Origin of the sequence: Amycolatopsis jiangsuensis, assembly GCF_014204865.1 — a bacterium.
Lineage (GTDB): Bacteria > Actinomycetota > Actinomycetes > Mycobacteriales > Pseudonocardiaceae > Amycolatopsis > Amycolatopsis jiangsuensis.
Map to the genome: position 1 here is coordinate 4,273,557 of NZ_JACHMG010000001.1, position 24,931 is coordinate 4,298,487.

Annotated in this window: 19 protein-coding genes; 10 read left to right on the plus strand and 9 right to left on the minus strand. The window is 70.7% G+C overall.

Features of this window, described 5'->3' with window-relative positions:
• Positions 1–15 precede the first annotated feature (15 nt).
• Both BJY18_RS18890 and BJY18_RS18895 read left to right on the plus strand, forming a co-directional pair.
• Entirely contained in the window at positions 16–921 is a 906-nt protein-coding gene (locus BJY18_RS18890) for an alpha/beta hydrolase (protein WP_184781229.1), read from the plus strand.
• Between the two features lie 21 nt (positions 922–942).
• Positions 943–1,476, plus strand: a complete 534-nt coding sequence (locus BJY18_RS18895; protein ID WP_184781230.1) for a GNAT family N-acetyltransferase — start codon at positions 943–945, stop codon at positions 1,474–1,476.
• 7 nt (positions 1,477–1,483) lie between these two features.
• On the opposite strand, the gene purH is transcribed toward BJY18_RS18895, so the two are convergent.
• The 8 genes from purH to BJY18_RS18935 all read right to left on the minus strand — a co-directional run bounded on the left by purH (position 1,484) and on the right by BJY18_RS18935 (position 10,651).
• Entirely contained in the window at positions 1,484–3,046 is a 1,563-nt protein-coding gene (purH, locus tag BJY18_RS18900; RefSeq protein WP_184781231.1) for a bifunctional phosphoribosylaminoimidazolecarboxamide formyltransferase/IMP cyclohydrolase, read from the minus strand.
• Complete coding sequence (purN, locus tag BJY18_RS18905; protein ID WP_184781232.1) at positions 3,043–3,660, minus strand: phosphoribosylglycinamide formyltransferase; 618 nt, start codon at positions 3,658–3,660, stop codon at positions 3,043–3,045. Before purN ends, purH begins: the two co-directional genes overlap by 4 nt.
• Before the next feature lie 74 nt (positions 3,661–3,734).
• On the minus strand, positions 3,735–5,366 hold the full coding sequence (locus BJY18_RS18910) for a cell division protein PerM (protein ID WP_246458920.1): 1,632 nt from the start codon (positions 5,364–5,366) through the stop codon (positions 3,735–3,737).
• 154 nt (positions 5,367–5,520) lie between these two features.
• Positions 5,521–6,294 carry a DUF5336 domain-containing protein gene (locus tag BJY18_RS18915; RefSeq protein ID WP_184781234.1) on the minus strand — a complete coding sequence of 258 codons (774 nt, stop codon included), beginning with the start codon at positions 6,292–6,294 and terminating at the stop codon, positions 5,521–5,523.
• A 226-nt stretch (positions 6,295–6,520) separates the two neighbouring features.
• Positions 6,521–7,411 carry a succinate--CoA ligase subunit alpha gene (sucD, locus tag BJY18_RS18920; protein WP_184781235.1) on the minus strand — a complete coding sequence of 297 codons (891 nt, stop codon included), beginning with the start codon at positions 7,409–7,411 and terminating at the stop codon, positions 6,521–6,523.
• Between the two features lies 1 nt (position 7,412).
• Positions 7,413–8,582, minus strand: coding sequence for an ADP-forming succinate--CoA ligase subunit beta (gene sucC, locus BJY18_RS18925; RefSeq protein ID WP_184781236.1), 1,170 nt, complete (start codon positions 8,580–8,582; stop codon positions 7,413–7,415).
• Between the two features lie 117 nt (positions 8,583–8,699).
• Positions 8,700–9,017, minus strand: a complete 318-nt coding sequence (locus tag BJY18_RS18930; RefSeq protein ID WP_312873892.1) for a hypothetical protein — start codon at positions 9,015–9,017, stop codon at positions 8,700–8,702.
• Between the two features lie 14 nt (positions 9,018–9,031).
• Complete coding sequence (locus BJY18_RS18935; RefSeq protein WP_184781238.1) at positions 9,032–10,651, minus strand: hypothetical protein; 1,620 nt, start codon at positions 10,649–10,651, stop codon at positions 9,032–9,034.
• Positions 10,652–11,940: 1,289 nt separating this feature from the next.
• On the opposite strand from BJY18_RS18935, the gene BJY18_RS18940 reads away from it, so the two are divergent.
• Together BJY18_RS18940 and BJY18_RS18945 are read left to right on the plus strand one after the other, a co-directional pair.
• Complete coding sequence (locus BJY18_RS18940; RefSeq protein ID WP_184781239.1) at positions 11,941–12,243, plus strand: hypothetical protein; 303 nt, start codon at positions 11,941–11,943, stop codon at positions 12,241–12,243.
• 1,219 nt (positions 12,244–13,462) lie between these two features.
• Positions 13,463–14,149: a M23 family metallopeptidase gene (locus BJY18_RS18945; protein ID WP_184784709.1), complete on the plus strand. Its 687-nt coding sequence runs from the start codon at positions 13,463–13,465 to the stop codon at positions 14,147–14,149.
• Positions 14,150–15,531: 1,382 nt separating this feature from the next.
• Here the strand turns inward: BJY18_RS18945 and pcrA are convergent.
• Complete coding sequence (pcrA, locus tag BJY18_RS18950; RefSeq protein WP_184781240.1) at positions 15,532–17,943, minus strand: DNA helicase PcrA; 2,412 nt, start codon at positions 17,941–17,943, stop codon at positions 15,532–15,534.
• Positions 17,944–18,077: 134 nt separating this feature from the next.
• On the opposite strand from pcrA, the gene BJY18_RS18955 reads away from it, so the two are divergent.
• The 6 genes from BJY18_RS18955 (at position 18,078) to BJY18_RS18980 (ending at position 24,920) form a co-directional block, all read left to right on the plus strand.
• Positions 18,078–18,503, plus strand: coding sequence for a DUF1707 domain-containing protein (locus tag BJY18_RS18955; protein WP_184781241.1), 426 nt, complete (start codon positions 18,078–18,080; stop codon positions 18,501–18,503).
• Between the two features lie 165 nt (positions 18,504–18,668).
• Complete coding sequence (locus BJY18_RS18960) at positions 18,669–18,965, plus strand: chorismate mutase (RefSeq protein WP_184781242.1); 297 nt, start codon at positions 18,669–18,671, stop codon at positions 18,963–18,965.
• A 96-nt stretch (positions 18,966–19,061) separates the two neighbouring features.
• Entirely contained in the window at positions 19,062–19,367 is a 306-nt protein-coding gene (locus tag BJY18_RS18965) for a hypothetical protein (protein WP_184781243.1), read from the plus strand.
• A gap of 1,554 nt (positions 19,368–20,921) precedes the next feature.
• A complete protein-coding gene (locus tag BJY18_RS18970; protein WP_184781244.1) occupies positions 20,922–21,953 on the plus strand; it encodes a hypothetical protein in 1,032 nt (343 codons plus the stop codon).
• 277 nt (positions 21,954–22,230) lie between these two features.
• A complete protein-coding gene (locus BJY18_RS18975; RefSeq protein WP_184781245.1) occupies positions 22,231–23,091 on the plus strand; it encodes a hypothetical protein in 861 nt (286 codons plus the stop codon).
• Positions 23,092–23,279: 188 nt separating this feature from the next.
• Positions 23,280–24,920 carry a serine/threonine-protein kinase gene (locus BJY18_RS18980; RefSeq protein ID WP_184781246.1) on the plus strand — a complete coding sequence of 547 codons (1,641 nt, stop codon included), beginning with the start codon at positions 23,280–23,282 and terminating at the stop codon, positions 24,918–24,920.
• Positions 24,921–24,931 lie beyond the last annotated feature (11 nt).

The window sequence follows — 24,931 nt, forward strand, 5'->3', positions numbered from 1 at the left end:
GAAAGGCGCCACCCCGTGCTCCAGCACATCACGATCCCTCGCGGGCCGATCGCGCTCGCGGCCGACCTTCACCTGCCCGAGGACCACGACGGGAGCACGCCGTTGCGTGCCGTGGTGCTTTCCACTCCCGGCAGCAGCGTGAAGGAACAGATCGGCGCGAACTACGCCTCCCGGCTCGCGGCCCGGGGTATCGCGGCACTCGTGTTCGACCCCGCCCACCAGGGGCAAAGCGGCGGCGAACCCCGCGACCTCGAAGACCCGTACCGCCGAGGTGAGGACATTTCCTACGCGATCGACACACTCGGCACGACGCCCGGGATCGACCCGGAGCGCATCGGTGTCCTCGGCATCTGCGCCGGCGGCGGCTACGCAGTGCACACCGCCCGCACGGACCACCGCATCAAAGCGGTCGGCACCGTCGTTCCGGGCAACATGGGCACTTCGTTCCGCGGCTTCCAGCCGGACGGCCCGGTCGCCGCGCTCGAAGCCATGGCCACCGCGCGCGCCGAGGAGAACCGCACCGGCGAGCTGGCCCGCCTGAACTGGCTGCCCGACACCCTGGAAGACGCGGCGGACGCCGACATCGACACGACCCAGGCGGTCACGTACTACCGCACCGAGCGGGGCGGCAACGAGCATTCGACGAACCGCCGCCTCGCGCGCGGTGATTCGCTGCTGCTGGGCTATGACGCGTTCCACCTGGTCGATCAGCTGATGACCCAGCCACTGCAGGTCGTGCTCGCCGGACGCATCGGCAACACCGGTTCCTACGAGGCTGGCATGAAGCTGTGGAAGCTGGCGCCCCATCCGGTCGACCTCATGGTGATCGACGACGCCGGCCACTACGAGATGTACGACGTCCCCGAGTACGTCGACGCCGCCGTCGACCGGCTCGCCTCCTTCTACGCCGAGAACCTGTAGCAGTCCCTAGACTGGGCTCCGATGAAGACTGGCGGCAATCACAAGCAGCACATCGCCCTGCGACCCTTCGGCGAAGCCGATTTCGCGGCGTTCGATCGGTTCGGCACCGAGCCCGAGGCAGCCGGGGCGTTCCGGCGGTCCGGGTTCGTCGATTCCCAGGCCCTCCGGCGGCGCTTCGCCGCGGACGGGTTACTCGGTGCCACCTCGAGTGCGGTCGCGGTGGTCGTGGACGACGCGGTGGCCGGGATGGCGACATGGGAGGCCGCCGACCGGGGCGGACCGGTCGGCGGGTGTTACGAAATCGGCGTCACACTCCTGCCCGACCACCGTGGCCACGGCGTCGGCACGCGGGCGCACCAGCTGCTCGCCGAACACCTTTTCCGGTTCACCAGCGCGCACCGGCTCGAAGCGTTCACCGACACCGAAAACCTCGCTGTGCAGCGCGTGCTGGAGAAGACCGGATTCCACCGCGAAGGCCTGCTGTGCCAGGCGACCTGGCGCGACGGGACCTACCGCGACGCGATCGTCTACGGCCTGCTGCGCAGCGAGGCGTAACCGCCGCTCAGTGCGCGAAGTGCCGCGTACCGGTGAGGTAGAGCGTGACCCCGGCGGCTTCCGCGGCCGCGATCACCTCGGCGTCCCGGATGGAACCGCCGGGCTGCACCACCGCGCGCACGCCGGCCTCGATCAGCACCTCGAGCCCGTCCGGGAACGGGAAGAACGCGTCCGACGCGCCCACCGAGCCCTTGGCCCGGTCCCCGGCACGGGCGACCGCCAGCCGCGACGAGTCGACCCGGTTGACCTGGCCCATGCCGACGCCGACGGTCGCCCGGTCGTGCGCCAGCAGGATCGCGTTCGACTTCACCGCACGCAGTGACCGCCACGCGAACTCCAGGTCCGCAAGCGTGTGCTCGTCGGCCGGGGCGCCGGTGGCCAGCTGCCAGGAAGCCGGGTCGTCGCCCGGTGCGTCGATCCGGTCGGCGGTCTGCACGAGCACGCCGCCGGAGATCGGCCGCAGCTCGACCGGCGCGGGAGCGTCGATCACCGGCAGCTTCAGCAGCCGCACGTTCTTCTTGCGCTGCAGGATTTCCAGCGCTTCCGGATCGAATTCGGGAGCGAGCACGACCTCGGTGAACACCTCCGCGATCTGCTCCGCGGCTTCGACCGAGACCGGCCGGTTCGTCGCGATCACGCCGCCGTACGCGGAAACCGGGTCGCACGCGTGAGCCTTGCGGTGCGCTTCGGCGATGTCGGCGCCCACTGCGATCCCGCACGGGTTCGCGTGCTTGATGATCGCGACCGCGGGCTCGGTGAAGTCGAAGGCGGCTCGCCGCGCGGCGTCGGTGTCGACATAGTTGTTGTACGACATGGCCTTGCCGTGCAGCTGCTCGGCGTGCGCGAGACCCGGCTGCGCGCTGCGGTACAGCGCCGCCTGCTGGTGCGGGTTCTCGCCGTAGCGCAGCACATCGGCACGGTCCCAAGTGGAGCCGAGGAAGTCCGCGAAGCCCGAGTCGTCCGCGGGCGCGTAGGCGTTCGCGAACCACGACGCGACAGCCGAGTCGTACGCAGCCGTGTGCGCGTACGCCTGCGCAGCGAGCCGCTTGCGGTCCGCGAGCTCGAAACCGCCCGCAGTGACCTGCTCCAGCACCCACGCGTACCGCGCCGGTTCCACGACGACCGCGACGCTGCCGTGGTTCTTCGCGGCCGCGCGCACCATGGCCGGGCCACCGATGTCGATGTTCTCCACACAGTCCTCCGGGCTCGCCCCCGAAGCGACCGTCTGCGTGAACGGGTACAGATTCACCACGAGCAGGTCGAACGGCGCGATCTCGAGCTGCTTGAGCTGCGCGACGTGGTCCTCATTGCCCTGGTCGGCGAGCAGACCGGCGTGCACCCGCGGATGCAGGGTCTTGACCCGGCCGTCCAGCGATTCCGGGAACCCGGTGACCTGCTCGACCGGCGTGACCGGGACCCCCGCGTTCGCGATCACCTTCGCGGTACCGCCGGTCGACACGATCTCCACGCCGGCCGCGTGCAGACCCGTGGCGAGCTCGAGCAGGCCGGCCTTGTCCGAGACGCCGATCAGCGCGCGCCGGACCGGGCGTCGCCCCTGTGCTGTGCTCACGAAAACCTCACCTTTCGTCCGTCCACGGTGCACCCACCACGGCCGAGTCGCTCGATCGTTTCCACCAGCAGCCTGCGTTCCACGGCCTTGATCCGCTCGTGCAGGACGTCTTCGGTGTCGTCGTCCTCGATGGTCACCGCTTCCTGCGCGATGACAGGTCCGGTATCCACCCCGGCGTCGACGAAGTGCACCGTCGACCCGGTGACCCGCACCCCGGCCGCCAGCGCGTCGGCGACCGCGTGCATCCCGGGGAACGACGGCAGCAGCGCGGGATGGGTGTTGATCACCCGGCCGGCGAAGCGGGCCAGGAACCCGGGACCGAGGATCTTCATGAACCCCGCGGAAACCACCAGGTCGGGCCGGTAGGCGTCGACCGCCGCGACCAGCGCGCGATCCCACGCGGCGCGGTCGGGATGGTCGGCGACGCGGACGGTGAACGACGGCACGCTCACCCGTTCCGCCCGCGTCAGCGCCTCGATTCCGGTGCGGTCGGCGCCCACCGCGACGACGTCGGCGGGAAACCCGGAGCGGCCCGCGGCGTCGAGCACGGCCTGCAGCAGCGTCCCGGAACCGGACGCGAGCACGACGAGCTTCACCGGAGTCGGCAGGTCCAAGCGGCTGGCCAGAACGGGCTCCTTGCACGGCAGCGCACCTCGGGCACGCGGCGCTTCACCAGGTCACCCCAACCCTAACGGTCGGCGCCGGGATGCTTTTCGTCGCCGGAGTCCTCGGTGGACTCGGTCACAGTCCGCGACTGCTCGGCGGGGGGTTCCGGATCGCCGGGCGGCACGTCCTCGGGCAGTTCGAGCCCCAGTTCGGCATCCGCTTCGGCGTCGAACTCGTCGGCGGGCTCGGCGGCTTCGGGGATGTCGGAGTCTTCGGCGGCGCTGGCGGCTTCGGCGTCGGCGGCGGGATCGGCGTCGTCGGCGGGATCGGCGTCCTCGGACTCCTCGGAGTCGTCGGCGGCTTCGGGCGTTTCGAACTCTCCGGGGTCTTCCCCGTCTTCCGGGTCGTCTTCGGCATCGCCGGAAGCTTCGGAATCATCGGTGTCCGCGGGTTCGTCGTCGGCGGCCTCGGGGTCTTCCGCGGCGTCCGGGAGCACGGATTCCTCGTCCTCGACGGCGGGACCGGCGGGGGCTCGCGGCGGCGCGTGCGCTCCGGCGAAGAAGGCCACGAACCCGGCCGGGATCACGATCCAGCAGAACGCCACGATCGAAGCCACCCCGACCGGCACGCTGACCGGGTCGAACGGACCGTCGCCGAGCCGTCCGCCGGCGAACGTGCCCAGCACCACGCAGCCGAACCCGACCACCGCGCCGGCCACCACGACGATCCGGATCCGCGCGGCCGGGTCGTCGTCGGCGTTCCGGACCATCCAGCCGACCAGCAGCCCGACCGCCAGCGGCAGCACGAGCAGCACGGGCCACCACGCCGCGGCATGCTCGGGGATGCCGCCGAGCAGCGGCACCGCGGGCACTGAACCGCCGCGGTAGCCGACGAGGTGCACGTTCAGCTCACCGACCGTGAAACCTGGCCCGGTGGCGAAGGACATCGCGGCCACCACGCCGTTGGGCAGGTAGAGCACGGACAGCAGGAGCAGGCCGAAGCTGCTGCCGATCGACGGTTCGAACAGGCTGGACACGGTGTGCGCGGAGAACGCCGTGGCGGCGGTCAGCACGAGCGCCCCGATCAGCACCAGTGCGGACAGTCCAAGCAGTCCCGCGCGCAGGCCTCGGATCGCGAGCGGATCGAGCCGTTCGGACAGCGTCACGGGCAGGCCGCAACGGCGCAGGACACCTCCGGTCGCGGCGACCGCTGCGAACACCCCGGGCACCACGGCCGCGAGAGCCGGGTTCACCCGCACCGGTTCACCGAGCGAGAACAAGCCGATCACCAGGCCGAACAGCACGTGGGCGCCGGTGATCGCGGCGATCAGCGGTACCGCCTGCCGCGGCCCGGCGTATCCGAGCCGGGCCGCCGCCCCGGACGCCGTCCGCGCCACCAGCAGCAGCACGGCGATCGTCGGCAGCAGCGGCAGCACACCCAGCGGGTGACCGCCGATGCCGAGCTGGACCTGGTAGGCGGCCAGCCAGCCGGGACCGGCCGAAAGCAGTACCCCGCCCGCGGAGAACTCGGTGCGTTCCGCGGTCAGCGTGACGAGCGCGAGCAGCGTCGCGACCACGGCGTACCCGGTGACGAGCGGGCCGAGGGCCGCGCCGAGCACCACCCGCAGCCGGGTCGCCGGCGTGCCGTCCGCTCCGGGGGTGTCGTCCACCGGCTCGTCGCCCGCGGGGCGATCGGGTCTGGTGAGCACCTGCATGATCCCGACCATGACATCCGCGCTCGGCCATTCGGGTGCGCCGCGCCGCCGGGCGGACGTGGCGAAGCCAACCCCCACCCGGTCGTGGGATCAGCGCAGAAAAAACACCCGCCGTGACACGGAGAGTCACAGCGGGTGCCGGATATTCGCGGGATCAGCTCTGGCCGAACCCACCGGGCGGCGTGCCCGGGTTCTGCTTGCCCGGCTCGGCGGGCGGCTGCTGGAAGAACTGGCCCTGCTGCGGCGCGTACGTGGTGGCCTGCTGCCCCGGCGACGGCTGGGCCGGCGGCTGCTGCGGCGACTGGTACTGGGCAGGCTGGCCCGGCTGGGCAGGCTGACCGGGCTGTCCCGGCTGCTGCGCCTGGTACGGCTGGCCGTAGGGCTGCTGGTACTGCGGCACGTTCGGCACGGCGGGCTTGGGTGCCGGCGGCTTGAGCACGCCGTACTCCAGCAGCAGCGCGGCCACCGACACCAGCATCTGCACGAAACCCAGCACGAGGATCACGACCACGATGCCCGGCGTGGACTGCTCGGCGATCACGGTATCGAGCGCGCCGAGTGCGCCGAGCACGCTGAACAGCGTGGCGAACGGCAGCACCTTCGGCGACTTCGGCAGCGCGACCAGCCCGGACAGCAGGCCGCCGACGAGCAGGAAGATGGTCTCCTGGCCGACGTCGCCCGCTTCGTCGGAGAAGCCGATGAAGTACTGCACCAGCCCGAGCACGGCCACCCCGAGCGACAGCAGCAGCGGGAGGTTTTCCGGGGACACCGCGGGGGACGAAGCCTGCGGCCCCTGCGCGGGCTGCTGCTGCGGGAACCCACCCGAAGGGGGCTGCGACTGCGGGAAGCCGCCCGACGGGGGCGGTCCCTGGGGTGGCTGCCCGCCACCCTGCTGGGGGTAGCCGGGCCCGCCGCTGGGGTAGGTCATCGGGAACTCTCCTGTCGTTCGACCGGGCAACAAGGGGGAGACGGGCACCGCCCAGGACCTCGTGAGTGCTGAGTCCGGTGAGCACCGGACTCGCCACTCACGAGCAGGTCAACGCTAGCGCATCCGCGCCATGGGACGCGTGGGATACCCAGCGGGTTGCCGGAAGACACGGCGAGGGCCGGGCACCTTCGGGGTGCCCGGCCCTCGCCGACAGTGTCGCCGCAGCTCAGCCGAGGCTGTTGAACAGCTCACGCGCGAGCACGGCGGTCTCGCTCGGGGTCTTGCCGACCTTCACGCCGGCGGCCTCGAGGGCCTCCTTCTTCGCGGCGGCCGTGCCGGACGAACCGGAGACGATCGCACCCGCGTGGCCCATCGTCTTGCCCTCGGGGGCGGTGAAGCCCGCGACGTAGCCGACGACCGGCTTGGTCACGTTCTCCTTGATGTAGGCCGCGGCCCGCTCCTCGGCGTCGCCGCCGATCTCGCCGATCATCACGATGACCTTGGTGTCGGCGTCCTTCTCGAACGCCTCGAGGGCGTCGATGTGGGTGGTGCCGATGACCGGGTCACCGCCGATGCCGACCGCCGTGGAGAAGCCGATGTCGCGCAGCTCGTACATCATCTGGTAGGTCAGCGTGCCGGACTTGGACACCAGCCCGATGCCGCCGGGGCCGGTGATGTCGGCAGGGATGATGCCCGCGTTGGACTTCGACGGGCTGATCACGCCGGGGCAGTTCGGCCCGATGATCCGGGTCTTGTTCCCCTTGGCGACCGCGTGCGCCCAGAAGTAGGCCGAGTCGTGCACCGGGATCCCCTCGGTGATGACCACGGCGAGACCGATCTCCGCGTCGATGGCCTCGACGACCGCGTCCTTGGCGAACTTCGGCGGCACGAAGATGACCGACACGTCGGCGCCGGTCTCCTTGATGGCTTCCTCGACCGTGCCGAACACGGTGAGGTCCTTGCCCTCGACGGTGACCGTCTGGCCGGCCTTGCGGGCGTTCACGCCGCCCACGATGTTCGTGCCGGACTTCAGCATCTTGGTGGCGTGCTTCATGCCCTCGGAGCCGGTGAGGCCCTGGACGATGACCTTGCTGTTCTCGTTGAGGAAGATCGACATCTCACGCACCTGCCGCGGCGAGCTCGGCGGCCTTGTCGGCCGCGTTGTCCATTGTGTCCACCACGGTGACCAGCGGGTGGTTCGCGTCGGCGAGGATCTGGCGACCCTCCACGACGTTGTTGCCGTCCAGGCGCACGACCAGCGGCTTGGTGGCCTCGTCGCCCAGGATCTTCAGCGCCTCGACGATGCCGTTGGCCACCGCGTCGCACGCGGTGATCCCGCCGAAGACGTTGACGAACACGCTCTTCACGTCGGTGTCGTTGAGGATGACGTCCAGCCCGGCCGCCATCACCTCGGCCGAGGCGCCGCCGCCGATGTCGAGGAAGTTGGCCGGCTTCACGCCGCCGTGCTTCTCACCCGCGTACGCCACGACGTCCAAAGTGGACATGACGAGCCCCGCGCCGTTGCCGATGATGCCGACCTCGCCGTCGAGCTTGACGTAGTTGAGGTCCTTGGCCTTGGCCTTGGCCTCGAGCGGGTTCTCGGCCTGCTTGTCGACGAGCTCCTCGTGCGCCGGGTGCCGGAACGAGGCGTTCTCGTCGAGGGTGACCTTGCCGTCGAGGGCGATGATCTTGTCCTGCGGGTCGCGGACCAGCGGGTTGACCTCGACCAGGGTGGCGTCCTCGGAGACGAAGGTCTCCCACAGCTTCACCACGACGTCGGCGGCCTCGTCGACGATGTCGGCCGGGAAGTTGCCGGCCTTCAGGATCTCGAGCGCCTTCGCCTTGTCCACGCCCGCGATGGCGTCGACCGGGATCCGCGCGAGCGCGTCCGGGCGCTCGACCGCGAGCTGCTCGATCTCCATCCCGCCCTCGGACGAGGCCATCGCCAGGAAGGTGCGGTTGGCCCGGTCGAGCAGGAAGGAGAAGTAGTACTCGGACGCGATGTCCGAGGCCTCCGCCACGAGCACGCGGCGCGTGACGTGACCCTTGATGTCGAGACCCAGGATGGCTTCCGCCTTCTCCTTCGCCTCGTCGGGCGTCTGGGCGAGCTTGACGCCGCCCGCCTTGCCCCGGCCGCCGACCTTCACCTGCGCCTTGACGACGACCTGGTTGCCGATCTGCTCCGCGGCGGCCTTGGCTTCTTCCGGTGTGTTGGCCACCGAGCCCGGCAGAACCGGTACTCCGTGGGCGGCGAAGAGATCCCTCGCCTGGTACTCGTAGAGGTCCACTACTCCAGTCTCCTGACGACACGCCACTGTGGTGGTCCGTTCCCGGACCGCGCTGTCGGACCAGTCGAGGTTAGCGACCTGCGCAGACACAGGGGACGCCGCACCTGGTGAAGTCGGTCACCGTGTGCGGTCAGAGGGTGTGGCGAGGGTGTGAGACCGCCCACCAGCGACCATTTCCGCCGCTTTTTCCAGCGTCGGGTAGCCACCGTCACCGGTGCTGAGCACGAACAGGTGGACTTCGCCGAGCGCGTCCGCGAGTTCGGGTGGTGGTTCCGCGCCCGTCACGGCGAGCACGTCCGGGTCTTCTTGCTCGACGGTGCGCAGGACCTGTTCGACAGTGCCCAGCAGTCCCACGTGGACGACTTCGAGCCCGGCGTCGCGCAGGAGCCGCGCGAAGCGGACCGCGTCGGGACCTTCGGCGAGCTCTGCGAGCACAACGCGCCGCGGGCTCACTCGTCCCGCTTCGCACCGGCGGCTGCGAACGCTGCGGCGACGGCCGTGGCCACCACCGCCCCGACACCGAGCCACAAGCCGAGGCCAGGCTGTGCGCCGTCGATGGCGGAGCCGACGAGAGGCAGCTCGGCCACGTGCAAGGCGAGCAGCACCGCGGCACCGGCGTACGCGGCCGCGGCCGCACCCGGCCGGGAGCGCACCCCGAGCGCGAGTACGCCGAGGACCACGAGCAGAGCCGTGAGCAGACCCCACGACGGAGTGTCGAAATCGGACCAAAGCCCGGGCGAGGGATAGTCCGGCGCGGTGAACACCGGCGTACCGAAGGATCCGACAGCGAGCACCGCGGCGACCACGGCCGGCACGAGAACCGGAGAACGCGGTCCTTCGGTACCGGTGTCGTCGCGCTCCACGACACCGGTGATCACCGCGGCCAGCGCGGTGAGCCCGGCCAGCCCGAGCGCGACGCCGGTGAACACGGCGCCGGCACCGAGCCGGTAGCTGATCGCGCCACCGAGCCCGCCGAGCCCCGTCGCCTCCGACGCGGTGATGGCGGTGCTCAGCACGGCCGTTCCGGCGAGCACCACGCCCGCCCACAGCACGGTGAGCAACCCCCGCGCGGCGGCCGCGGTACGTCGAGTGAGCACGAAGGGCACGGGAAGAACCACCAAGATCGCCGAGGCGAGCAGATGCCAGCGCGCGGGGCTTTCCGTGGTCGTACCGAGTTGAGGAGCGAGCGCGCCGATGGCTGCGGCCACTGCGGTGAGCAAGGCGAGCAGCGCGGTCAGGCTGCGCCACAGCGTCAGGCTGGGAATGCGCGCTTCACCGGCGAGATCCGTGCGCTCCGAAACAGCCTCTTGAGGCGTGGTGAGCGGAGCGAGGACGAGAACGAGCACCGTCGGCACCACTGTGAGGTACGCGCCGGTCGACACGTGCAGGCCGTTGACAGCGAGCCCGGCCACCAGCGCGGGCAGCGCGACAGCGAAGACCGCGGCCGCGACGCCACCGAGCGTCCCGCGGGCCACCCCGTCGGACGCGGCGGACAGCCCGAGTACGGCAGCGATCGGCAGCGCCCCGGCGAGCAGCACGTACCCGGCGAGGGCGACGCCGGGTCCTTCGAAGGCGGAACGTGCGAGCAGGAAGGGGTCGTCGGAGAGCACGGGAGTCATCAACAGCCCGACCGCGGCGACCACGGCGAGCAGCGGAACCACGAGCCGCCAGCGGCGCTGTCCCGCGTCGCTGCCCGCGACCTCGTTGAGCTCGCGAGCCACCCGCGCGGCGACGATGCCCGCCACCAGCGTGAGCACGTGCCCGGCGACCAGCAGCCAGAACCCGGCACCGACCGCACTGCGATCCAGTAGCCGATCGGGGAGGTATAACTCGGGACGGACGGTTTTCGCGCCGTTGACGAGGAACTGCCCGTCGAGCACCAGCCGTCCGGGCGCGAGCGCGGCGAGCCCGACGACCAGTCCGGCCGCCAGCCCCACCCGCCTGCTGCCGACCGCCGCGACGACCACCCCGGCGGGCACCACGGCGAGCAGCACGAGCAGCGGCCAGGACAGGAACCCGGGCCCCGCATCCGGCGAGACGGGCACGACCGCCCCCACCGCGAGCGCCACCGCCCCCGCCACAACGAGCCCGACGGCAACCCACAACGCCGGCGAGATCTCCTGCCGGCCGATCTCGAGCGCGACCCGCCGCTCGTCGACGGAACGCGGGCCGGGGGTCGCGGAACCACTGGGGGCGGTGGGGCCACCAGCGTGCGCGGGACCGCCCGGGGTCGCGAGACCACCAGCGGCTGCCCGACCACCAGCGGCTGCGGGACCACCAGGGGTCGCGGGGCCACCAGCGGCTGCCCGACCACCAGCGGGTTGGGGACCACCGGCGGCTGCCCGACCATCAGCGGCTGCGGGACCACTGGGGGTGACGGAACCATTGGGGGACGCGGGGCCATCAGCGGCTGCCCGACCACCAACGGGTGGGGGACTGCCAGCGGATGCCGGACCACCAGCCGCTGCGGGATCACCGGCGTGCGCGGGACCGCCCGAGGTCGCGAGACCACTGGGGGTCGCGGGACCACCAGTGGCTGCGGGACCGCCAGCGTGCGCGGGACCGTCGGGGGTCGCGGGACCACCGGCTGCCGGACCACTGGCGAGCGCGCGACCACCGGGAGGCGCGGAACCACCGGCTGCCGTGGATCCGCCGTCGGCCGTGGGGCTGGCGCCGGTCGCGGGGCCGCTGTCGGCTGCGGGATCACCGGCGGTCGCGGATCCGTCCGCTGCTACGGGCTCGCCGTCGGTCGCCGGGCGGCCGTCGGGGCGGTCCGCCGCGGAGTGCTCGGCTGCGCGACGCGCTCGGGCCCGGGCAGCGGCTTTGCGCTCGGCCAGGCTGGGCCGGCGCGCGCCGGGGCGGCGCGGGGCCGGGTCGCCGTCGGAAGGCTCGTTGGTCGGCGGAGTCATCGGTGGCGACGCTAGCAAGAACCGCACGTCCGGGACGGGTGAGCCGGACGTGTCGGGAAATTTGCCTCCGGAGTGAACCTCGGCGACCTCCCGACCGTCTTGCCAGGCAGGAACAGGGAATTTTTCCCGGCCGAACCGCGTAATGATCACCGAAGGCGGACGTCTCGAGGACAGAGGCCACCGCCGTGGGGACGGACCGGGGCTATCGGGGCACAACTGAACACAGGCACGACCGGGGAACACAAGGGGAAAGCCGGACGATGCCGGTCCACAGGGCGGACCGGACGGGACATCGACCGGCAGCCAGCCCGCGCGGAGATCAGCCAGGGGCCGCGCGGGCCGCGCCCGGACAGCACAGGGGGCTGACCGGGCGCAGGAGGGCTGCAGCGGGGACCGGGCAGGCAACGCCGCTGTACGTGAATGCCGCCATACGGTAATGCCGCACGTGAATGCCGCTATACGGCAACTCCGGCAAGACGGGAACGCCGACGGGTTGGCAACGCAGACGGGTTGGGAACGCGGGGCGGCTGGCAACGCAGGCGCGGCTGACCAGCCAGTTTGCCCTCGCGCCGTGCCACAACACGACGGCGGCAGATGTGCTGCAGGCCGAGCCGCACGAGATCGCCCGTGTACCGGAACGAGGCTTCACAGAGACCGCCGGTGTACCGGAGCTGACGCTGCGCAGTGATCGCCAGCGCACAAGGACCGACCGCCGCCGGAAAATCGGGCATGACTTCACTGCGGCGAGGTGACCAGTCGCGACGGTGACCGTCGCCGACGTCAGGACAACCGGCAAAGCACGACCTCCCGCCAACCGGAGCCACAGGTGGTTTGCGGCGCCCCAGCAGCGACAGGGCCCCCGCAGCGTGGGTCGACGGCAAGTCGACAAAGCGAGTTGCCCGGCACTATGGGCGCCCCCAGCATTGCCGCCAACTTCGCAGCGCTGAGCGACCGCGAGCCGACAGATTGGGTGCCCCGCAGTGCTGGTCGGCTCGCCAGTGTCGGCGACTCGGCAGCATCGGCGGCCGGCAGCTTCCGCGACTCGGCAATGTCTGCAGCCCGGCAATGTCTGCAGCCCGGCAATGTCTGCAGCCCGGCAATGTCTGCAGCCCGGCAATGTCTGCAGCCCGGCAATGTCTGCAGCCCGGCAATGTCTGCAGCCCGGCAATGTCTGCAGCCCGGCAATGTCTGCAGCCCGGCAATGTCTGCAGCCCGGCAATGTCTGCAGCCCGGCAATGTCCGCAGCCCGGCAATGTCCGCAGCCCGGCAATGTCCGCAGCCCGGCAGCATCCGCAGCCCGGCAGCATCCGCAGCCCGGCAATGTCTGCAGCCCGGCGCGAGTCACACGCCCAAGGGCCAGCAGCGCCGGAGGTGTAGGCGTGGGCGGTTGGTGAGTGTCGAAGTTTCCGGCTCGGTCGCAGTAGCGGCTTCAAAATCAGCACGTCGCGGTGAGCGCGGTCACAAGCGGGGCGTCGAATGCGGTTCAACGCTTCGGGGCTGGCGGTTATTTCGTCGCCCGCATCGTGCGTAACGGGCGTAGAGCGCAGATCGGGCAGCTACACCTACCGTGAGTCTGTAAGCAAGGTCACAACTTTTGGCGTAGTTTCGGATTAACTTTGGGTAGTTTCCACAGCTAGGAGGCGAGCGGCGGCCACTCGTTCGGCCGAAACGGGGCGGGCATCTTGCCGACGGTGCTGCCGCTTCGTTACTGTCCTCCGGTCCCCATTACAGTCAGGTCACGAAGCAGGACGCCGGGCACACCACCCCCGAGGTTGGCCCACGGGTTCCCCCGACCCGAGTTCGCTTCGACCCGGCTCCCCGACGATGGAAGGCCTCGTCTTGGCTTCACACCGCTCCCCCGGCGGCCAAGCTCCTTCCCCGGCGCTGAAGGACGCACTGGACGGTGCGGTCATCCGCGTGCGGGGCCAGCACCGCATCGCACCTCCTTCCTCCGCCCTTCGCGGGCGGGTCGTGGTCGCTGCCGTCGCGGCCGGCGCGTTCGCCGCAGCCGCCGCAGGGCAGACCCTCAAGGCCGCCAACAGCACGGATTCGGACACCACGGTCAAGCCGCTCGCCAACGCGCAGGACGCGAGCGCCTCCTTCACCCTCGGCAGCGCGAGCTCGGGGGGAGCTCCCGAACTGCTGCCCGCCGGTCACTCGATGAACGCCGCCGACGAGGCCGCGAAGATGGCCGACAGCGCCAAGATCACCGAGGCCCGCGAGAAGGCCGACGCCGAGGCCGCGCGCAAGGCCGCCGAAGAGGCCGCCCGCCCGAAGACCTGCATGCCCGCGCACGGCACTTTCACCTCCGGTTTCGGCGCCCGCTGGGGAGCCAGCCACCTCGGCATCGACATCGCCAACTCCATCGGATCGCCGATCTACGCCGCCTCCGACGGCACCGTGATCGACGCCGGCCCTGCCCACGGCTTCGGCCTGTGGGTCCGCATCCAGCTCGACGACGGCACGATCCAGGTCTACGGCCACATGAACAGCTTCTCCGTGAGTGAAGGCCAGAAGGTGAAGTGCGGCGAGCAGATCGCGGAGATCGGCCAGCGCGGCCAAAGCACCGGGCCGCACCTGCACTTCGAGGTGTGGCAGAACGGCAGCAAGAAGATCGACCCTCGCCCCTGGCTCGCCGCCCGCGGCGTGGACGTCTGATCTTCACGCCCATCGGGTCTCCCCCACCGGCGCGTTGAACGTAGCGACTCGCGGTCTTCGCACCGTCGCTGATGCCAGCTTCCAGCGTGAGGTCTCGGCCTCGCACCGTTCACTACGCCCGGCGCGACGTCACAAACTCCGCATCATCCGCCAGGGATCGGTATGACACCTCCGCATCCATCGCTAGTGCCCTACTCCCAGCGTTGAGGCCGCGGTCTCGCACGATCGCTAGCGCCTAGCGGTGGCGTCGTAACTCCGCACCATCGCTAGTGCCCGCTTCCAGCGTGACCTCTCGCAACCTCTACAGCATCGCTACGCCCGGTGTGACGTCATAATCTCCGCACCATCCGCACCTCCGGATCATCCGCTAGGTTCCTGCGTGACATCACCTCTCCGCACCCATCCCTAGTGCCCAACTTCCAGCGTGACCTCTCGCAACGTCCGCATTATCCGCTGGCGCCCAGCGTGACGTCGTAATCTCCGCGCCAGCAAAAGAGACCCAGGGCAAAGCCGCGACCTCCGCGCTACGGGTCAAGGGCAGGGTGCCAGCGTGACGTTGCGATCGCCGCAGCACCGGTGCACGCGACAGTCCAGAGTGGACATTCGCCTGATCTGCAGACTGGCACCGGGCCCGGCAGATCGGCAGTCAGGCAAGACCAACGCACCCGGAACGAACGTCCCGGTACTCGCGACAACCACTCGGGCCCGCGCACGCTCGACGTGCGCCCCGCGCACGCTCCACGTGCGCCCCGCGCACGCTCCACGTGCAAGAGAACGGCCTGGCCACGACCGGACGGCAGCAGCGCCAGCCACAGCCCGACCCGGGCAGGTCAGGAAAGCCCGAAGCGAATGCGACTCGCGACCGATCTGCTCGACCTTCGGCCCGAACAGATCGGGATGTCCCGTGCCGTTCTGGAGGATCCGCTCCGCGGAGAACGCGCCGATCCCCGCGAATCACGGATCCGCAGCCGGTGAGCGGCGAATGAAGTACGCGACCGCCACCTGCCACACCGTGCACATTCCCGACCGCCGGCGCCTCGGCCACCAGCTGAAACCAGCCGATCCCGCAGTGCCAGCTCCACCGCATACGACGCATCGGCCGTCCGAGCCCAGCGCATGTTGCTTCAGCAAGACCCGCCAAGCCGCGGCCAAGCGCGCGATCTCGCCCGGCGCTCCCCGTACCGCTGCCGGTGCTTTCGCCGTCCCCACGACGCCCCGCAAGTACTCCTGTACCCCAGCCGCGAACAGCCCAAACAGAACCGCGTCCATCCTCTGCCCCTCCCTGAGCACAGCCGAACGTATCGAACTTCTGTTCGATACTCTACTGCAGGAGGCTGCCGAACCGGGGCAAGATCACCCGACCTGGTGAAGGTTGTGCCTGGTCAGAGCTTCACCATCGGCACGCTGCCGATCAGCATCAGCCGGACCTTGCCGGACGCGCCGAAGTCGATCGTGGCCGTGGCGCGCGGGCCGACCCCGTCGCAGGAGACCACCGTGCCCAGGCCGTACTTGTCGTGGCTGACCCGGTCCCCCACGTCCAGCTTCAGCGCCACGGTGTCCTTCCACGCCTTGCCGAACGGCGAGCTGGATGACGTGGCGGAGGACGACCGCCGCCCCCACGTGGTCGCCGCGCGCGGACCGGACGAGGCGCCACCCGAGGACGAACCGAAGTTGCCGAACCCCGGCGACGACGGTTCGAGGCGCCGCCAATCGACCAGATCGGGCGGCAGCTCGTCGAGGAACCGCGAAGCCGGGTTCATCTGCGGCTGCCCCCACGCCGAACGCACGAGCGCGCGCGACACGTACAACCGCTGGCGCGCCCGCGTGATCGCCACGTACGCCAGCCGCCGCTCCTCCGCCAGCTCAGCCGGGTCGCCGAGCGCGCGCAGGTGTGGGAAGACACCGTCCTCCCACCCGGTGCAGAACACCACCGGGTACTCCAGGCCCTTCGCGGTGTGCACGGTCATCAACGTGACCACGCCCGCACCGCCGTCGCCTTCCTCGCCGCCGTCCGGCGACGGGATCGAATCGGCGTCCGCGACCAGCGAAACACGCTCCAGGAAGGCCGGCAGCGAACCGGGTGCGGGCACGCCGTCGCCGACGACCAGCTCGGCGTTCTCGTCCTGGGTGACCTCCGCGGTGAACTCGGCGAACTCGCGCGCCACCGTGACCAGCTCGGTGAGGTTTTCGACCCGCGAAGCGTCCTGCGGATCGTCCGACTCCTCCAGCTCTGCGCGGTAACCCGTGCGCTCCAGCACGGCTTCGAGCACGTCGTGCACCTCGGCACCGGAAGACGCCGTCTCGCGCAGGTCATCGAGCAGCGTGACGAATCCGGTGATCGCCTTCGCCGAACGCGGGTTCAGCAGCGCCACCTTGCCGTCGACGGCGTCGCGCAGCGCGGCCCAGAACGAGATCCGCTCCCGCTCCGCGTGCGTCGCGACCACTGCCTCCGCGCGATCACCGATACCGCGCTTCGGCACGTTGAGAATGCGCCGCAGCGACACCGTGTCCTCGGCGTTCGCCAGCACTCGCAGGTACGCGACCATGTCGCGCACTTCGCGCCGCTCGTAGAACCGCACTCCACCGACGACCTTGTACGGCAGGCCGAGCCGGATGAAGATCTCTTCGAACACCCGCGACTGATTGTTGGTGCGGTAGAACACCGCGACGTCGGAGTAGTCGGCCGCGCCCTGCTCCGCGAGCGCGTCGATCTCCCCGGCGACGAAAGCGGCCTCGTCGTGGTCGTTGTCCGACACGTAGCCGACGATCTTCTCGCCGTCCCCGGAATCGGTCCACAGCCGCTTCGCGCGCCGGTTCGGGTTGCGCGCGATCACCGAGTTGGCTGCGGACAGGATCGTCTGCGTGGACCGGTAGTTCTGCTCCAGCAGAATCGTGTGCGCGTTGGGGAAATCGCGTTCGAATTCCTCGATGTTGCGGATGGTCGCACCGCGGAAGGCGTAGATGGACTGGTCCGCGTCACCCACCACGCACAGCTCGGCAGGGTCGATCCCGGTGTCCGTGGCCTCCGTGCCCGCCAGCTCGCGCACCAGCGTGTACTGCGCGTGGTTGGTGTCCTGGTACTCGTCGACCAGGATGTGCCGGAAACGGCGCCGGTAGTACTCCGCGACGGCCGGGAACGCCTGCAGCAGCGAGACTGTGCGCATGATCAGGTCGTCGAAGTCGAACGCGTTGGCCGCTTCGAGACGGCGCTGGTACTCCGCGTAGACCTCGGCGACCCGCCGCTCCAGGTCGTTTCCGGCGTTCGCCGCGGCCGTCTCCGGGTCGGCCAGCTCGTTCTTGAGGTTCGAGATGTGCACCGCGAGCATGCGCGCGGCGTACTTCTTCGGGTCGATGTCGAGGTCGCGCGCGACGAGCGTGATGAGCCGCTTCGTGTCGTCGGAGTCGTAGATGGAGAAGTTCGACGACATGTCCAGCGTCTTCGCCTCGCGGCGCAGGATCCGCACGCACATCGAGTGGAACGTGGACACCCACATCGCGTTGGCGCGACGGCCGACGAGCGAGGCGACGCGCTCGCGCATCTCCGCGGCCGCCTTGTTGGTGAAGGTGATCGCCATGATCTCGCCCGGATGCACGTGACGCTGCCCGAGCAGGTACGCGATCCGACGCGTGAGCACCCGTGTCTTGCCCGAGCCCGCGCCGGCGACGACCAGCAGCGGACCGCCCGCGTGCGTCACCGCCTCGCGTTGCGCGGGATTGAGGTCCTCGAGCAGGTCGGCGACACCAGGCCGGGCGGGCACGGGCTGGTCTGCGGGGAGATCGAAGAGGGTGTCCATCGCCTGTCCACGCTACCCCCGGGGTACGACAGGTGTTCGACTGGCGCGACGGCATGCTGCGCTTCCCGACGTACGCGGGTTTGCCGCTCCGCGCCCGACGCGGACGCCGCTTCGCGCGCGGAGCATGAGAAGGCATGGACGACAGGATTCCCGCCCGGTTGAGGGCTTCTGACGACGACCGAGAGCGCGTCGCCACCACTGTCCAGGCCGCCGGCGCCGAGGGACGGCTTTCGCTCGGCGAAGTGGAGGACCGGTTACGCGCTGCCTACGCCACCCGCTACGTCGACGAGCTCGGCACGCTCACCGCCGACCTCCCCGCGCCGGAGCGCGCACGGCCACGCCGGCCGCTCACGGTGGCCGCGCTCCGCGACCATCCGGCGTTGCGCGTGCACCTCGGCGTGATCGCCGTGCTCGCCACGCTGCTGATCGTGCGATGGGCAGTGACCGGGCCCGGCTTTTTCTGGCCGGTGGTGCCCCTGTTCTGGCTGTTCGTCAGTCTCCTGGCGCACGCTCGCTTCCGGGCGTTCCGGACGCGATCGGGCTCGGCTGTGCCATACTGATCTCGTGCGGTACGACAGCGAGCGATTTTTCTACGGGACCCGGACTCCGGCTCCCGTGATCGCGTAGTGCCCCACCCGCCATCGCCCGCAGCCCCGGAGTCCACGGACCCGGGGCTTTCGCCGTCCCAGGGGCCACTTGGGAATCCGGACTTCAGAGAGGTCCCGATGAACGCGCAGACGCAGAACGCCGACGGACAGCCCGCTGAGCACACCACCGCGGGCGAGGACATCTCCTCGCTCCGCACCGAGATCGACTGGCTCGACAAGGAGATCCTCCGGCTCGTGAAACGCCGCGTGGAGGTCTCCAAGACGATCGGCGCGGCCCGGATGGCCGCCGGTGGTACCCGGATCGTCTACAACCGCGAGATGGACGTGCTCGCCCGGTACCGCGAGCTGGGGCCCGACGGCCGTCAGCTGGCGATGGCCCTGCTGAACCTGGGCCGGGGCCGGCTGGGCCGGTGAGCGCGCGGGCGCACCGGGTGCGGGTGCGTCCGGGGGAACGCGGGGATCGGGGGGATCCCCGATTCACGCGCCACGGAAACAGGGCAGACTGGACACATGATTAACGTCATCGCCATCATCATCGCGATCGCGAGTGTGCTGGCCGCGCTCGGCCACGCCGGTTATCTGGCGATGCTCGGCAACGCGGCGGGCAAGCGGGCCGGAGGAGCACCGATCGCGCAGTACGTGCGCAGCCGGTGGGCCATCGCCGGCGGGACCACCGCGGCGTCGTTGCTGGCCTGGCTGCTCACGAACGGGGATGTCCCGCTGGACATCATCGCCATCCTGATTGCGGTGGGTAGTGGCGCGACGTCGGTCAAGGCCCTTCAGTCGACCCAGGCGAAGTACCGCAGCGGCGGCTGAAGCTCGGCGACCTGGGCGAACAGCCTGGGTTGCACAGCGCTGAGTGACGTACTTTCCGCCGAGCGAACCCGACCGAGTGAAACCCATGCAAGTTGCAGGATGGGTGAAGACTTTCGCTTGACGGTTTCCTACTGTGGAACGAGTGAGGACCCTGGCGTCTGCCCCGGGCCGGACCCGGAGGACGCGCGGTAGCTGCGGCACCGCGCGTCTGTGGCCGCATGCGCGTGCAGATGCGCGGGAGTCCGCTCGTGTGTACGCAAGGGATTCTGCTCGCCGGCCTGCTCCGTTCGGGTTGACCGGGGCGGCGGCGCCGTCACGTCGGCACCGGGGAGGGGTCGGACCGGCATGACGGGAAACACGGTGGGCGGCGCGCGGCGCGCGGGTCGTCCGGACGCGGTGACGGACGCCGAAGTCACGGTTCCGGGCCGGCACCGGGTCCGCGGCGACGGGACGTGGACGCCGGTCGTACCGCCGCGCAGCGCCGGGCACCATCGGCACCGCCCGGGTGCTCCGGCCGGACCCCCGCCCCCACCACCACCGCACGCGGTGCCCGGGTCACGGGCTGATGTTCCCGGGGGGTCGTGGGCTGCGCCGTTCCCCGGCTATAGCGAAGCGCAGTTTGCCGCCACACGGGGCGACTTGCAGCCTGCGAGGCCAAGTGGCGCGATGGATGCGCAGGTCCCGGCGGCCCGGAGGAATTCGACGTCTGCGGCGGACACCCGGGGTGGCGGAACGCTGGAGGGCTCACGATGTGCCGGGACGCCGGGTGGGTCGGAATACGCGGCGCCGCCGGGTGACGCACGGTTCTCGACGGCACCAGGTGACTCTTCGTTCACAGCGGTACCGCCGGACGCATCCGCCGGGTCGCGGTTCATCGCGTCGCGGGATGCTTCGCGGGGCGCTCCCGCTGCGATCGACCCACGGGATGGCCCGTCTGCGGAGGATGCGTCGGCCGGTGGGCTGCCGGGGGGTGGGGGTCGCGGGTCGTTCGCCGCCGCGCGGGGCACGTTGCCGGTTGGTGGGTTACCGCAGCCGTCGCGCGGCGGCGGGGCGCGGGGCGGTCGGTCAGCGCAGCATGGGCCGGTCGAGGCGGCACGGCCGACCACATTCCAGGCACAGACGGGGCAGGTTTCCGGGGCGCTGCCGGTACCCGAGGAACACCGGGCTTTCGCGCCGCCGGATCACGGGCTTCCGCAACCGAGTGGCCGGGTTCGGCGGACTCGGCAGGAGCGAGTTCAAGCGACTGCCGCCACGTTGGCGAATCCGCCAGCGGCCCGGCGGGCTGCAACGGTAGCGAACCAATCGGACGCCACAGCGACGAACCGCCGGTCATCCGCAGTGGCGGACCAGCCGGACACCGTGACCGTGGGGAACCGACAGGACGCCACGGCGGCGAACCAGCAGGCAGCCACGGCGGACCCGCGGACGCCCACGCCGGAGTATCGGCCGGCCACCACGGTGACGAACCAACGAGCAGCCACGCCGGAGCATCAGCCGACCACCACAGTGGCGAACCAACGAGCAGCCACGCCGGCGAACCGACAAGACGCCACGGTGACGAACCGGCCGACAGTCGCGCACGAGAACGCCGGCACGAACGCGGACACGACCCAGCCGGACACCGACCCGGCTGCGGACCAGCCATCCGGCGGAGTGGGCGAGGTGCGGCAGAGCGTCGAGGGCGAGCCGCCGCGGCGGCAGCGCGTTTCGCTGCGTTCGGCCGGGTCCGTGGTCACCTCGCGGGAAGAGGACGACGAGGTGCGGGTCTACGCCGCGCCGGTGCTCGACGGGCTCGGGAAGTTCGACCTCGGCTCGGTGCCCGCCTCCGTCACTCCGCCCAAGACGTGGCGCAAGGCGGCCTGGTTCGCGACCGGCGCGTCCGGTGCGGTGGTCGTCGGGCTGCTGTTCGCCGGCACGTTCCTCGTCGGCGGGCCCACCACCACGACGGGCGCGCTCGACGGCGGCTGGCCCGGACGGCAGAACGGCGGCAACCCCGACCTCAGCGCCCTCATCCCTTCGAGCGGACCGGACGGCGGCTCCACCGGCGACACCCCCGAGCACCACACCGAGGGGACCACCCCCGACGGCACCCCGGCCGACCAGGCCCGCAACACCCCGGGCACCAGCACCGGCGCCGATCCGACCACGGATTCCAGCACGTCCGGCACCTCGGCCGGCAGCTCGTCCTCGTCGCCGACGAGCACCGGGTCACCCTCGTCCAGCGAACCGCCACAGAAGCCACCGGTCACGCCCGCGTCACGGGAAACCGAAGCGTCCATCTACTACACGAAGCACAACACGCAGACGATGGGCGACAACTCGGAGACCTTCTTCAACAACGTCACCACCGACCCCGGCACCGCGTCGTCGGTGACGTCCGGCGACCTCCAGCAAGAAGGCGCGCAAGGACTGCGCGAACGCTACTCCGACGTGGCGTACTTCGAAGTGAAGAAGGTCACCATCGACCCCGACCACAACACCACCGTCAACACCGTCGAAGTCACCCATCAGGACGGCAGCAAGAGCACCGAGCAGCAGACTCTCACCTTCGACGACACCGGCAAGATCACTGACGACGGCAAGTGAATCCCGGGTCCATCGTCCGAGGTCACCACAGCGTTTCACCTGCTCATGCCGATGCACGTGCGGTGCGGTGAACGGTTGGCCTTGCGCTCGGTGGGTGACATAGGCTGCCGCTCGTCGTACGACGGAGGCATTCCGGCGACTGACCCTGGCGGCTGCCGGGCGGCACGCGGTTACCTGACGACGACGGACCCGGAACCGACCACGACTCGGCCGCCCGGGCCAGCCGGGATGAGCCGAACGGCGGCATCCCGCCCGACCCCACTGAATGAGGACTTCCGTGCCTGAACGGCAGCGCACCCGGCGTGACCTCGACGCGGTCCGCGTCGAGGACGTGATCCCGCCGCAGCTGCTCGAGGACGTCGACGAGGCCGACCGCGAGTACCTCGAGCAGGTGTTCCGCGAACCGCAGAAGTACCTGCCGCCACGATCCCGCCGGTCGCACGACGCCCGCGCCGAGCAACCGGCCGACCAGCCCGAGGGCACCGTGGCGCGCCGCGCGAAGCTGGCCGGTCTCGTCGGCGCCGGCGCACTGGTCGCCGGCGCCGTCGTCACCGCCGCGCTGCTCAGCCGCGGTCCGGTAGCGGCCGTGTCGGCGGACGACACGACGATGCCCGCCGGGTTCGACGGCGCTGCCGCGCTCGGTGGCCAGCCCGTGCCCACACAGCGGCAGCACCCGTCCGGCTCCGCCTCCGCCCAGCACCGGGAGACCGGCTCCGCGCCAGTCGCGGAGGAGGCCACCCCGACGTCGTCCGGCACCGCGACGCCGTCGGGGACCAGCTCGTCACCGGATCCGAGCAGCTCGCCCTCGTCGGACGAGGAAACGACCACCCCGTCGGACCGGGTGAAGCTCGACGCCGTGCGCACGTTCTACTCGTCGATCGACGGCAGCCCGGACGACGCGCTGGCGCTGCTCACGCCGAAAGCCGCGGTCGGCGAGACCGGCCGGCTGGTCCGCGCGTGGAGCGAAGCCCAGTCCATCGCCGTGCAGGACGTGTACGTTCAGGACGACGGTTCGGTGTTCGCCGCGGCGCTCGTGCACCAGGCGGACGGGACTGTGGTCCGCGTGACCCAGCTGTTCGACGTCCTCGAGCAGGATGTGATCTCCCAGGCCCGACTGCTGTCCGCGGTGTACGCCTGAGCTGCGGCGACGTGCTTTCCGGCAGGCGGTCGGAGTGTGCCGGGTGCGTGTGCGCAGAGTGAACGCCTAGCCTTGTCACGGGCCGGTCTCGGTAAACCGCGCACGCGGCCCATGTCCGGTGCCTAGGCTCCGGTGCCGCGGCGGGTCCCGTCCCGCCGTGCGAAGTCGGAGCCCCAAAGGGAGGTCGCGTGAGCGACGAGGGTCGTCTGGTCGCCGGCCGGTACCGCATCATCGGCAAGGTCGGCACCGGCGCGATGGGTGCCGTTTGGCAGGCCCACGACGAGGTGCTGGCCCGTACGGTCGCCATCAAGCAGCTGCTGCTGCAGCCCGGCCTGGAGCAGCACGAGGCCGAGGACGCCCGGCAGCGCACCATGCGTGAGGGCCGCATCGCGGCGCGCCTGCACCACCCCAACGCGATCACCGTGTTCGACGTCGTCACCGACGACAACGGCCAGCCGTGCCTGATCATGGAGTACCTGGCCTCGACCAGCCTTGCGCAAAGCCTGCAGGAGCACGGCACGCTGCCGCCGCTGGAGGTCGCCCGGATCGGCGCCCAGGTGGCCGCCGCGCTCCGCGAGGCGCACGCGGTCGGCATCGTGCACCGCGACATCAAGCCGGGCAACATCCTGCTGGCCGACAACGGCACCGTGAAGATCACCGACTTCGGCATCTCCCGGGCGAAGGACGACGTCACGGTCACCAAGACCGGGATGATCGCCGGCACACCCGCCTACCTGGCACCGGAGGTAGCGATCGGGGGCGATCCCGGCCCGGAGTCGGACGTCTTCTCACTCGGCTCCACGCTGTACGCCGCCTGCGAGGGACAGCCGCCGTTCGGCCTGTCGGAGAACACGCTGAGCCTGCTGCACGCGGTCGCGGCCGGGCAGATCAACCCGCCCCGGCAGTCCGGTCCGCTGGCCAGCGTGCTCGCGGTACTGCTGCACCCGGAAACGCAGCACCGGCCCACTGCCGACGAATGCGAGGAGCTGCTCGCCGCGGTCGCGCGTGGCGAGACCCCGCTCGGCGGCGCCGGGGACGAGACGGTGCTCGCGTCGTCGTCCGGCACGCTCGGTGCCGCGGCAGCCGGTGGGCTGGCCGGTGCCGCAGCCGGCGAGTTCTTCGACGACCAGCCCGACGGGCATTCCGGCACGCTGCTCGACGAGTCCGGGCCGACCCGGCAGTACTACGAGGACGACTACCCGGCCGCGACCGGCTACCCCGAAGACGACTACGACGGCTACCAGCACTATCCGCAGGACGAGTACGCCCAGGACCCGTACCAGCAGCAGACCCGGGCCTACGCCGATCCCGGCCGCGGCGGGATGGCCGCGACGCGGGCGGTGCCGGTGCCACCGGGCTTCGAGGACGATCCGTACGGCGACGGCTACGACGAGCCGCCTCCGGCTCGGGCGCACACCGGCCCCGAGGACGAGGACGATCAGCGACCCGGCGCCTGGAAGAAGCCGGCACTGATCGGCGGCGTCGTGGTGGTCGCACTGGTCGCGCTGGGGGTGTGGCTGCTCAGCCCGAACAACCCGCCGGACGCCTCGCAGCAGCCCGTCCCCACGACGTCGTCGGCGGTCGTGCCGACCTCACAGCCGGTTCCCTCGACCGAGGAAGCAACCAGCAGCGCCCCGGTGACGTCTTCGAAGGAGGAGACCTCGGAGGAGTCGACGCCGACGCATCGCACCACCCGGCGGACCACGACGACCAAGGACACTCCGACCAAGACGACGAAGACGTCGGAGCCCGAGACGAGCGAGCCGGACGACCCGACGCCGACCACGTCGGCCAGTGATCCCGGTGATACCTCGTCGCCGAATCCATGATCCAGGGACAG